Annotated in this window: 13 protein-coding genes; 8 read left to right on the top strand and 5 right to left on the bottom strand. The window is 57.7% G+C overall.

The window, feature by feature from the left end:
* Window positions 1–74 precede the first annotated feature (74 nt).
* A complete protein-coding gene (locus ACR0IV_RS17915; RefSeq protein WP_480659906.1) occupies window positions 75–935 on the top strand; it encodes a hypothetical protein in 861 nt (286 codons plus the stop codon).
* Here ACR0IV_RS17915 and ACR0IV_RS17910 read toward each other — a convergent pair.
* Together ACR0IV_RS17910 and dapB are read right to left on the bottom strand one after the other, a co-directional pair.
* Window positions 932–1615, bottom strand: coding sequence for a DUF2306 domain-containing protein (locus ACR0IV_RS17910; RefSeq protein ID WP_480659907.1), 684 nt, complete (start codon window positions 1613–1615; stop codon window positions 932–934). The two genes, ACR0IV_RS17915 and ACR0IV_RS17910, sit on opposite strands and share 4 nt — an antisense overlap.
* A gap of 39 nt (window positions 1616–1654) precedes the next feature.
* A complete protein-coding gene (gene dapB, locus ACR0IV_RS17905) occupies window positions 1655–2464 on the bottom strand; it encodes a 4-hydroxy-tetrahydrodipicolinate reductase (RefSeq protein WP_480471611.1) in 810 nt (269 codons plus the stop codon).
* A 91-nt stretch (window positions 2465–2555) separates the two neighbouring features.
* Here dapB and rbfA point away from each other — a divergent pair, with 91 nt between their 5' ends.
* The 6 genes from rbfA to rpsO all read left to right on the top strand — a co-directional run bounded on the left by rbfA (window position 2556) and on the right by rpsO (window position 6700).
* Window positions 2556–2951 (top strand): 30S ribosome-binding factor RbfA, encoded by a 396-nt coding sequence (rbfA, locus tag ACR0IV_RS17900; RefSeq protein WP_480471610.1) that lies wholly within the window; start codon window positions 2556–2558, stop codon window positions 2949–2951.
* Entirely contained in the window at window positions 2948–3685 is a 738-nt protein-coding gene (locus tag ACR0IV_RS17895) for a phosphodiester glycosidase family protein (RefSeq protein WP_480659908.1), read from the top strand. The genes rbfA and ACR0IV_RS17895 overlap by 4 nt, the downstream gene beginning before the upstream one ends.
* A 60-nt stretch (window positions 3686–3745) precedes the next feature.
* Window positions 3746–4651, top strand: coding sequence for a tRNA pseudouridine(55) synthase TruB (gene truB, locus ACR0IV_RS17890; protein ID WP_480659909.1), 906 nt, complete (start codon window positions 3746–3748; stop codon window positions 4649–4651).
* 21 nt (window positions 4652–4672) lie between these two features.
* Window positions 4673–5176 (top strand): DUF1643 domain-containing protein, encoded by a 504-nt coding sequence (locus ACR0IV_RS17885; protein ID WP_480659910.1) that lies wholly within the window; start codon window positions 4673–4675, stop codon window positions 5174–5176.
* A 94-nt stretch (window positions 5177–5270) separates the two neighbouring features.
* A complete protein-coding gene (locus tag ACR0IV_RS17880) occupies window positions 5271–6287 on the top strand; it encodes a calcium-binding protein (protein ID WP_480659911.1) in 1017 nt (338 codons plus the stop codon).
* A 143-nt stretch (window positions 6288–6430) separates the two neighbouring features.
* Window positions 6431–6700 (top strand): 30S ribosomal protein S15, encoded by a 270-nt coding sequence (gene rpsO / locus ACR0IV_RS17875; RefSeq protein WP_008757925.1) that lies wholly within the window; start codon window positions 6431–6433, stop codon window positions 6698–6700.
* Window positions 6701–6940: 240 nt separating this feature from the next.
* Here the strand turns inward: rpsO and ACR0IV_RS17870 are convergent, their stop codons facing one another.
* Genes ACR0IV_RS17870 through ACR0IV_RS17860 form a run of 3 tightly spaced genes read right to left on the bottom strand, consistent with a single transcriptional unit; the run spans window position 6941 to window position 10304 of the window.
* Complete coding sequence (locus ACR0IV_RS17870) at window positions 6941–8119, bottom strand: carbohydrate porin (RefSeq protein WP_480659912.1); 1179 nt, start codon at window positions 8117–8119, stop codon at window positions 6941–6943.
* On the bottom strand, window positions 8116–8880 hold the full coding sequence (locus ACR0IV_RS17865; protein WP_480659913.1) for a DUF3299 domain-containing protein: 765 nt from the start codon (window positions 8878–8880) through the stop codon (window positions 8116–8118). The genes ACR0IV_RS17870 and ACR0IV_RS17865 overlap by 4 nt, the downstream gene beginning before the upstream one ends.
* Window positions 8881–8906: 26 nt before the next feature.
* Window positions 8907–10304, bottom strand: a complete 1398-nt coding sequence (locus tag ACR0IV_RS17860; RefSeq protein ID WP_480659914.1) for an amidohydrolase family protein — start codon at window positions 10302–10304, stop codon at window positions 8907–8909.
* Between the two features lie 133 nt (window positions 10305–10437).
* Between ACR0IV_RS17860 and ACR0IV_RS17855 the strand changes: the two genes are divergently transcribed.
* Complete coding sequence (locus ACR0IV_RS17855) at window positions 10438–11445, top strand: helix-turn-helix domain-containing protein (protein ID WP_480659915.1); 1008 nt, start codon at window positions 10438–10440, stop codon at window positions 11443–11445.
* Window positions 11446–11506: the final 61 nt, after the last annotated feature.

Below are 11506 nucleotides of genomic sequence, written 5' to 3'. Positions count from 1 at the left end.
GTGTTTCAGAATCCCTTAACGTTTGCCCCAAACTTCTGCGATACTCTCCTTGTGCGTGTACAAGGGAGGCGCAGATGAGATTGAACCGACGGAAAGTTGTACAGCTGGGAACCGCAGCCTCGATGAGTGCGGCGCTTCCCCGGTTTGCCGCTGGTGCAGCCGGTCAGAATGAGGCGTTCGAGGCACAGTTCGCCGACACGTTGAATCGCCTGCGCGCAGGTTTTGGCGCGCTTGGCTTTGCGGAGGTGGAACCGCTATCGATTGCCACCGGAAATCCGAGCTACAACGGCGGCCTGCGGCATGATTTCGATCAGTCCGCCCTGCCGACAAATGCTTTCATCATTCAACCTCTGGCCCGCGTCGGCGATGTCGAAGAGAAAACCCGCCCCGATGTGCTGCCCCTGTTTCACGAGGTCGGATGCCACCCGGACGGCACGGTCACGGGTCGCGATACCACCCAGCTGATGCTACGTCTGCTGACCGATACATTTGGCCTCGACCCATCCCGCATCGCGTTTGTCAGCGTCCCGCAGGCCAATGATATGCGCCCCGTTCTGGACGCTATGGACCTGCCCTTTGACCAAAAGGTACTGCTGCGGGATGAGGCTGAGGCATTGGCCGCTCGCGATGCCTCGGGCTATTTCTTTCCCGACCCGTTCGGTGAGGATTATCTGGTCACGATGGGCGTCTATTACCGCATCGGCGACGGGGATGAGCTTGCACCCACAGCCTATCCCCCATCAGCCATTTGGACAGAGATCGGAGAGATCATCATCGGCGGGGAAGCCGCGCCTTTGGGTGTCTCGATCGGCGCCGAACGGTTGACCTATGCGCACACGGGACAGTTCCCCACATGGGATGAGCGGCTCAGCTCTTTGTTCGCGCAGGTTGAACAGGACGGAGCGGAGCCGCCCGGACTTGCTGCTTTCCGCTAAGCGTCCGTCGTCAGTGCGCTTTGGTGCGCATCGCGTTTTCGCGCGATCCAGACCTGCACGGCGATCAGGTATGGAACAAAGAACGCAAAGTTTTGTGCGAGGTCGAACGGGCCCGAGAAATCAGGCTCGGATCCCAGGCCACCGGTCAGCAGATACCAAACAGTATAATGCGCCCGGTAGAGCCAGGAGCCCAGCGCCAGCCAGAACAACCGCAGACCCCAGGCCCAATGGCCCGCACGATTTCCAGCCAATGCATTGTGCGCCACCATCAGGGCTGCGGTGAACAGGCAGAGGCCATAGAGGAAGAAGGCGGAGGACATAACCGGCCCACCAATTGTCCCGCGCAGGGGGATATAGGTCATCCCCGCCATGCCGGTGATAAGCGCAAGAGTCACCAGCAGTTTTCCTAGCAGACGATGGAAACCAGTGAACCTGAGCCGAACACTTTTCAGCAACTGCAACGGAACCAGCATCACCAACAGCGTACCTGCAAAGATGTGCAGCATCATGGCCGCGTTGCCGACACTCTGCCCATTTGCAAACAGGTAGCTCTGCTGAGGGGCATTTTCGGACAAGCCAATGCCGATCATACCAAAACCATGCACAACAAACGGCAACAGTGTCAGACAGAACACCGTCAGCATCAGGCCGGTTGCCAGTTTCGCCTTCAAGGAGCGCATGCCGAAAGTCTAGCGCCGACGGGCGATCCGTCCATGGGTTCAGAGCCCGAGCACATCCACCATATCGTACTGACCCGGGGCCTTGCCCTGCCCCCAAAGCGCCGCCTTCAGCGCGCCGCGGGCAAAGATCGCGCGATCAGTGGCCAGATGGCGCAGAACGATGCGCTCTCCGGGGGCAGCGAACAGGACGTCGTGCTCACCCACGATGTCGCCGCCGCGAATGGCGTGGAAACCGATTTGACCACGTTGCCGTGCCCCGGTGATACCGTCGCGGCCCCGGTCAGCCACGTCCGCCAGCTTGACACCACGCCCTTCGGCGGCGGCCTCTCCCAACATCAGCGCAGTGCCCGAGGGCGCATCGACCTTGTGGTGGTGGTGGCCTTCGATGACTTCGATATCGAAATCCTCGTCCAGCGCTGCGGCAACTTTCTTGGTCAGCTGTACCAGCAGGTTGACCCCGAGGCTCATATTTCCGGCCCGAACGATCACCGCATGGCGCGCGGCTGGTTCCAGCGCCGCGATCTGCTCATCACTCATGCCGGTGGTGCCAATGATATGCACACAGCGCGCTTGCGCGGCCAGCGCGGCAAATTCCAAAGTCGCCTCGGGCGCGGTGAAGTCGATCACCGCCTGTGCCTGCGCGAAGGCCTCCAGCGGATCGTCGGTGACGGTGACGCCCAACGCTTGGCCGCCCATTGCAGTACCCACGTCTTGACCAACCCAGTCGTGGCCTGTGCGTTCTACCACGCCAACCAGACGCGCCTGATCGCTGTCGGTCACGGTCTTGATCAGCATCTGCCCCATACGGCCCGAAGCCCCTGTGATGACGATCCCCGGAATATGGGTCATTGCGCTGGTCCTTTTCGCTAAGTCGGCTCAAAGCCTCCTACCCCGTTCGCGCCCGCTTGGCAAAGCCCTGCTTTGCGCTTAGATCGGGGGAATGGCAAAGAACAAATTCCACGATGGCCCCGGCCCGTCCCAACGACAGCTGCGCGTCGGCGAACTGATCCGCCGCACCCTGTCCGAGGTTCTGGCGCGCGGAGATGTCCACGATCCCGACCTGAACCGCATGTCGATCACCGTGGGCGAGGTGCGCACCTCGCCCGACCTGAAGATCGCCACCGCCTATGTGCTGCCCCTGGGCGGCAAAGGGCAGGAAGACGTGATCGACCTGCTGGCTCGCAACAAGGGCGAGCTGCGGCGCGTAGTCGGCAAGAAGCTGAACCTGAAATTCTCACCCGACCTGCGGTTCCGTCTGGATGACACGTTCGACCGTCTGGACGACACCCGCCGCATGTTCGAACAGGACGCGGTGCGCCGCGATCTGGACGAGTGATCCGCACGCTTGTCACATTGGGCGCTGTCCTTTGGGCTGCGCAAGCTTCTGCAGTCACCTGCGAGAAGCTGACCCATGAAGATAAGCGCTACACGGTCTGCGAGGTGGACGCGTCCGCGGCGGACCTACGCCTGTTTCTGAACGATGAGAACGACGAAGTGCTCGGCCATTTCTCTGCGGTGAACGAGGTTCTAGAGCCTCAGGGCAAACGGCTGGCTTTCGCGATGAATGCGGGCATGTACCATGACGACCGTTCGCCCGTCGGCCATTACGTCGAAGACGGTCAGGAGCAGATGCGGGTGATCTCAAATGCCGGACCTGGCAATTTCGGATTGCTGCCTAATGGCGTGTTCTGCATCCGTGAAGGCCGCGCCGATGTGTTCGAGACATTGGACTTCGTTGATCAGGCGCCCGAGTGCCGCTTTGCCACCCAATCCGGTCCCATGCTGGTGATCGACGGAGAATTGCACCCGCGCTTTCTGCCCGATTCAACCTCGCGCTACATCCGCAACGGGGTGGGAACCAGTGCCGATGGCACCCGCGCGGTGTTCGCGATCTCAGACGACTACGTAACCTTCCACGAGTTTGGCGGGCTGTTCCGCGACGTGCTGAATACGCCGAATGCGCTGTTCCTCGATGGCAACATTTCCCGCATGTATGAGCGCGCCAGCAACCGGTCGGATATCGGGTTCTCGTTGGGACCCATCGTGGGTGTGGTCGAAGACGCACCCTGAAATTGACAGCGCCTGAGTGATCCGCTAGGTCGCGCGCCTTAGCAAGATTCAAGGTGCAGAATGGGACGCAAACGCAAGGGCCGCGACATTTCCGGTTGGCTGGTGGTGGACAAGCCCGCGGGCATGACCTCGACCGCGGTGGTCAACAAGGTGCGTTGGGCGATGGACGCCAAAAAAGCGGGCCATGCGGGTACGCTGGACCCCGAGGCAACCGGCGTTCTGGCCGTAGCTTTGGGTGAGGCGACCAAGACCGTTCCTTATATCACCGACGCTTTGAAAGCTTACACCTTCACCGTGCGGCTGGGTCAGGCAACCAACACCGACGATGCCGAGGGCGAAGTGATTGCGGCAAGCGATGCGCGCCCGTCGGATGATGACATCAAGGCGGCACTGGCTCCGTTCCTGGGCGACATCATGCAGGTTCCGCCCAAGTTCTCAGCCGTTAAAATCGACGGCCAGCGCGCCTACAAACTGGCCCGCGATGGCGAGGCTGTGGAACTGACCGCCCGCCCCTTGTGGGTCGAAGAACTGGTTCTGGTCGACCGCCCCGACGAGGACCATGTAGTGCTGGAGATGACCTGTGGCAAAGGCGGTTACGTCCGCTCGATTGCGCGTGATCTAGGTGATGCGTTGGGGTGCCACGGCCACGTGAAGGTACTCCGCCGCATCTGGTCCGGTCCGTTCGAGGCCGAGGATGGTTTGAGCATCGAACAGATCGACGAGATGGCCAAGACCACCGCGTTGGACCAATATCTGCACCCGTTGGAAACCGGTCTTGCCGACCTGCCCGAACTAAAATGCACCCCCGAGGGCGCCACCCGTCTGCGCAATGGCAATCCGGGCATGGTGCTGGCTTCAGACGTGGAATACGGTGACGAAGCCTGGGCCTCGCTGGATGGCAAGGCGGTGGCCGTGGGCATCTACAAATCTGGTGAGCTACACCCAAGCCGGGTGTTCGTCGCCTAAACTCCGTGCTAGGCGAAGGGCATGATCACCCGAACGCACACCAAGGGCGATGCGCCCTCGACCGCCATTTACTCCGATTGCGAGAAGTATCGCTATAGCCTCACCCGCGTGTGGGATCCCAAAGGCCGCAAGGCGCTGTTTGTGATGCTGAACCCGTCGACGGCGACCGAGGTACAGAATGACCCAACGGTCGAACGTTGCGAACGCCGCGCGCGGGCACTGGGGTTCGGGGCGTTTCAGGTCACAAACATTTTCGCCTGGCGCGACACCGATCCGCGCAAGATGCGCGCCGCCGCCGATCCGGTGGGCCCCGAAAATGACGCAGCCATTCTGGATGGCGTGGAATGGGCTGATCAGGTCATCGCCGGATGGGGCACGCATGGCGCACATCTGGACCGGGGTCCGGCGGTTGAGGCACTGTTGCGCGGTACCGGGCAGCCTCTGTTCCATCTGGGGCTTTCTAAGGCCGGGCACCCGAAACACCCGCTCTATATCGCCTACACCCAGCAGCCCGAGCCGTGGTGACAAAGGGTTAACCACGCCCCCAACTTGGCTTTGACCAAGCGCCTGAGAACATGAGACATTTTACACTCGAAGCAGCATGCTTGCGGAGGGTATCATGTTTCTCATCGGATTGTTCGGGCTGGCCGCAATGGGTGGTGCGGCATATGCTATGGGAGATCTCCTCGCCCCAGAAGAAGAGGATGAAGACGACCGCATCGAAGAAACGGTCGAGGAAGACGTACCCGAGGGTAATCTCTTGGATCCCGACGAAAGCATCGACGAACCGGCAGACCCCGAAGAGGTTGGCACGGGCGAAATCATCTCGGAACATGAAGGCGATCTGATCATTGCCGGAGACGAGGGCACGGATGCCCTGACCGGGAAAGACGGCGATGATCAGATCAACGGATATGGCGGTGACGATCAGATCGACGGTGGCGCCGGGGATGATGTCCTGCATGGTGGCGCGGGCGAAGATGTTCTGATGGGCAACGCCGGGAATGATGTTTTGCACGGCGAAGCGGGAGCGGATGTCTTGCTTGGGGAGTCTGGCAACGACATTTTGTACGGCCATTTCGGCGCGGACAATCTGCAAGGTGGCGAGGGTGATGATGCCCTCTATGGCGGTCAGGATGACGATACGCTTGAGGGCGGCAAGGGCGACGACGCACTGCAAGGCGGCAAGGGCGCAGATTATCTGGCTGGTGGCACAGGCGAAGACGCTCTGTTCGGGGGAGATGGGGATGACGTTCTAACCGGCGACGACGGCCTGGACGACGACACACGCGACTTCCTGAATGGCGGGGCGGGCGATGATATCCTGATCGCGCATGATGGCGATGTGGTGACGGGCGGCAGCGGCAGCGACAGCGTTGTGGTTCATGCGGCACCCGAGCAGGACGGCGTGACAATTATGGATTTTGAGGTGGGTCAAGATAAGCTGCTGGTCACTTGGGACAGCGCTGATGAGCCGGAAATCGGGATTGAAAAAGATAGCGAAAACAACGACCTGATTCATGTAAATATCAACGGGGAAACGATCGCTCAGCTCTATGGTGCAGAAGGGTTATCGGTCGAAGACATTCAGCTGGTGACTGAAGAGTATCTGGCGCAACTGACCGCAACCGGTTAACCCATCAGAATCCCTTTGCCATTCGCAGCAAAAGCGCCTATACGCGCCCATCCGCATCGGAATCGGTGCGGTTTTCTCCATGGGCCTGTGCTGGACGACATCCCGGCCTGCGCCATCAACTCTAACCTTTAAAGGAGACCCCGATGTCGATCACTGCCGCTGAAAAAGCACGCGTCATGAAAGAATTCGCAACCAAGGACGGCGACACCGGTTCGCCTGAAGTCCAGGTTGCCATCCTGACCTCGCGCATCACCACCCTGACCGAGCACTTCAAGACCCACAAGAAAGACAACCACGGTCGTCGCGGTCTGCTGAAGATGGTTGCCCAGCGCCGTAAGCTGCTGGACTACCTGAAGGGCAAAGAAGAAGCGCGTTACCAGGACCTGATCAAAAAGCTGGGCATCCGCCGCTAAGCGCGTTTTGTCCGAGTTGTACACGGTCTGAAGATCGTTTCTTCCGAGTTGTACATCTCTTACGCCCGCCAATTTGGCGGGCGTTTTTCTTCCGGATGGCCACCGAGCTGCTGTTCGCTGCGTTTGCAGCGCGGAGCAGCACGAACGGCAGCAAGGCGCAGAAAGCAGACTTTGCAAAGCCCGGTTGATCTCTCTTAGTTGCCCTTTGGCACACCCCTTAGTGACTGCCTTCACCCCGCATTAGAAAACGATCCGGGTTCTTAGACCGAACAGGGTAATCCGGTCCTGATCGGGATTTAGAAGCGGGTTCGAAATGTACTGTAGGGACGGCGTGATCTGCAATCCGGGTGAGATTGAAAAACGGTAGAAGGCTTCGAGCGTGAACTGATCGCCATCTATGCCTCGCGCCTCGGCCCAGTTCAGGCCCAGACCGGCCACATCAGTATTGCGGCCATAGTAACCCAGACCGGCAGAAACCGACCGGTCATAAAGCGCCGCGGTCCCTTTTGAAGCCCCTGCGCGGAAGAACGGCATCCATTTATTGTCGACAAACCATGCGGCTGAAAACGCAGCGCCGTAATCTTCCGCTCGGCTGCCATCGTCGGCTGCATCCGCATGCCAGAGGGTTAAATGGATATTGTCGAAATAGATGCGATCAAAGCCCGACGTGTAGCCAAGTTCGAGTGATTTGAAGAGATTGCCGTCGCTAAACACATCAAAATTTGGATCAGACGGGTCGGCATTTGCGTCTGAGGCGCTTGCAACAGCGTAGAGGTTCTCGCTCAGCTTTATCCCACCGGCGATGCCAAGGCCTTGGTTAGGCGTGTTAATTGTCGGATTGGTATTGAAAGACAGGTTTTGGAAACCGCTGTAGGGGCTTACCAACCCATAAATGTCCACAAAGTCCGTTACATCAATCTGGCCGACTTGCAGCGTCCACGAACCGTTCTCGGCCCTTTGGGTCCAGAACAGGTTGGTCAGAAGCAACCCATTGTCGTTGAAGGCTGTACCTGTGATCGAAAGGGCTCCACCATCCAGCCCAAGAAACTGAGGGGCAACGTCCGAGTAACTGTGCCGGTCTTCAATCTTGAATGTCAGAGAAGCGCGCTCAGTTGCCTGCCAACTACCGTAGAAGCGCGCAATTCCGCTGGCCGCTTCGCCGGTTCCCAGATCAGCGTTCGTGGTTTGGCCCAACGCCAAGTAATCAATGTTGAACCGAAAACCACCCTCAGCCAGCCGGTCTTTCCACTCAAACCAACCCGGCGCGATGTTGCGCGGAAAATCGGAACGGTATTGTGGGTCGGTCAGGCCATCTCCGGGCTCTAGATCAGCTTCGACCGAAGATGGACCGGATAGTCCCTGAGCCGACGCTGCGCCAGCGAATGCAATGCTAAATGCGGCAACCAAAAGTCTTATCATTCAGACGCCCTTGCCCCACCGGTCTTGCGATTTCCTGCCGCGCGGATGCGATCAGCAGCACGCTGCTTCCATTCCAACCTGTCTGCCTCGGTTTCCAGAGTTTCGACACGTTCCGTCTCTAGCTGGAAAGTCGCATTCATTGGCATGAGGCCGTCCACAACCATCATATTCTGAACAGAAGGATCGATAGTCAGCGTGCCTGTCAGCCGAACGGGTTCGTGGAAATAGCTAGGCGCCCAGTCCCCGTTCAACCGCACACGGATCATCTGGTTAGGCGGAGGTGGAGGCATGTGGCTGCACATCCCTCTTTCTGGCACCAAATACGCCACAGGCCGGCCGTCCGGATCGCTCGGAGCAGGAATGGCAAAGCCCGCGAGTGTGATTGTTCGGCCGTCGAGTTGCGGGTTTCCGCTCGTTCCAGCCTTTCTTCGACGTTCAGTCACAACCTCGCGCTGATCGAGTAACCAGTCGACGTCAATTCCGTCTGACACCAAGGCGTCTTCGGTCTCTGCTAAAAGCAATTGCCATTTCTGCCGTTCTTCGGCGCTGCCAACCTCCTGCTGCAACCTGCCGCGTATACGCACAACGAAAAGAACATCGTCGAACTGTTCGGGGCTGAGATCACGATAGGGGTCATCAAAGACCTGCGCAGACGGATCTGGCAGGTCTGCCCAGTCCAACGCGGTTCTAGGCGTCGCCGCAGCATCATAACCGCACAAAACCACCCCTGCGAATACTGCGGAGCAAAACCAATTTCGCATGAATGCTCTCCGGCTGCTTTATCTGGTCAATCCAGTGTGTTTTTGTAGATCACACCGTCCTTCATGATCAGGCGGATTGTTTCCGGGCTGTCCGGCCTCGGATCCGCACCAAACCACTGATCACCCGTTCCAACGACAGAGAAGTCTTCGAGGGGGTTGCCGTCTATCAGCAGGATGTCGGCATAGGCGCCTTCTTCGATCACACCCAGTTTGCCTTCCGGGTAGGGGTTCATGAAATCACCGCTAAGTGCCGCGATCTCGCCACCTACCGAAGTTAGGGTTACCATCGACGCATAGGGGCCGAAGAAATGGTTATTCAGATGTTTCTCGTAGGCGATCTGGATGTTGCACGCTTCGACCGACCCGACGCAATCGGTTTGGAACCCTCGCGGCGCCGGGCATTCCTTCATGCTTGGAATGTAGGCTTCGAAGGTCGCCGAGGCCGATTTGGCCTTCCTCAAACTGTTGGGGTTGTTTTTCACGGACGGAACATCAAGTAGGCCTGGATCAAATGCTGTGATGTTCGTCGTGATGTACGCTCCTTTTTCTTTCATCAAAGCAGAAATCTCGCAGTCAAAGTGAAATCCGTGTTCAATGGTTCTGACCCCTGCATTCAGGGCATTGATGATCGCTTCTTTACGGTAGGAATGTGCCATGACATAGGTGCCGTACTCGTTGGCAACCTGAACAGCGGCCTCAATCTCTTCCTTCGAACCGGCGAGCAACTGCCATGGATCGAATGCCGAAATCACCCCACCCGATTGCATGAACTTCAGTTGCGTGGCACCCATGCGCAAGTTGTTGCGGCCATACATGTAAATTTCATCAACACCGTTGACCTGTTGGGCCATATTCAGAGTGCCAAAATTGGTCACCCCGCCCGGCGGAGATGTGAAGGATGCGAAATCGGCGTGACCACCACGTGTTCCGAGAAATGCCCCGGAAGGGTAAAAGCGGGGGCCGACGATCTGGCCGGCGTCTATTGCGCGCCGCAGCCCGCCGCCAGCGCCCCCGGCATCGCGAACAGTCGTGAAACCCTGCATTAGGTACATTTCGGCCATCCGTGTCCCGTGGATGGCGAAATCCTCCCAGGTCGAGTTGGTTTCCATCTCGGCAATCGATGGCCCCATGAGCATCAGATGCGCGTGATTCTCGATAAAGCCCGGTGTCAGAGTCCGTCCGCCACCGTCGATAACCTTCGCACTCGGCGCATCAATGGCATCGGTTGTGACGGACTTGATCAGATTGCCCTCGACCAGAACACTGGCATTCTCAATGCGTTGCTCATTCACACCGTCGAAGACATGCACGTTAGTAAACAGCGTTTGGGGTTCTTCTTGATCCTGAGCCTGCGCGGCCGTCGAAAAAGAAAGAACTGCCGCGACAATTGCCGTCGAGCAAAGAGACATTCGTAAGCCGGACATAAGTACTCCCTTCATATTCATGTTTTGCCAACTATAGTCTGGAATTCATTGGCTCGGTTGCCCCTTTTGAATTAGGATGTACGAATGTGACTGCAAAAATGGCCACTACTTAAAGCTAATCCAAACAAGGGTTATGAGCTTGCCTTTCAACTCCACCTCCCGAGAGCATAGCGAGGGCTTTATTCGCCTCTCTTTAGCTGCTCCGTTTCTGCAATATCTCACCGAACGTAAGATCAATCCGCAACCAGCATTGGATCAGGTCGGCTTGAAAGCTGAACTGATGACTAACCCATCCGTGTTCGTTCACTCCGAGTTGGTTTACGGCTTGGTAAATGCTTTCTCAGAAGTATCAGGGGATCGATACCTAGGACTGAATGTAGGGGAAGCGTTTGACCTACAAGGATGGCCGCCCTTCGCTCAAGCCTTGCAATCTACAAAAACGCTGTTCGAGTTTTTTACCCGCTTTGTTGAGCTCGTGCCGCAGGAGTCCAATTCTGTGCGGCACAGCCTTGTCATTGAAGCAGACAAAGCGACTTATCGTATCGAGAGGCAACAGGAACCAACCGTCCCACCCATTCAGGTGACCGGTTTTGGTGCCGCAATCTATGTACGCCTATTGCAGACCGTCGTCGGAGAGTCCTGGGACTCTTCCCGTGTGCGATGGGAAAGCAGATACATCAATGGGCTGCCTATCGACTACAAAGGGATCGAGGTTGGCCTTGGGACTGATCCCGGAATGCAAATTAGTTTTCCTGTGGAATGGTTGTTTTTGCACCACGTCTCTGAGGGTTCTGCCAAGCCCATAGCATCACTTCGACAAGATGAAGAAGTAACCGTGGTGGCAGCTTTGCGATCTGTCTTACGCGACAAACTGGATGAAACCGATTTGGGACCAGAGATGGTGGCTGGAATGCTGGGAATACAACCGGAACGGTTTCTGAAAGCGCTTCAAAAACAAGGCACAACGCTACCGCGCGAAATCAAACGGCTGCGTATCGATGTCGCCAAGGAGCACCTCAAACAAAACCAGATGACAATTGCAGAGATCGGACTGATGCTCGGCTATTCTGACAAGTCCCATTTCACTCGCTTTTTCCGAGGTCAGACCGGAATGACACCGACCAAGTTCCGAAGCAAGTAAATGTGGTCGAGCCAAATGAACGCTTCGAAGATTAGGTCCTCGTGGGATCAGTTCGGAGAAG

The organism is Ruegeria sp. C2 (assembly GCF_056537765.1).
This window is presented reverse-complemented; position numbering and strand designations above follow the sequence as displayed.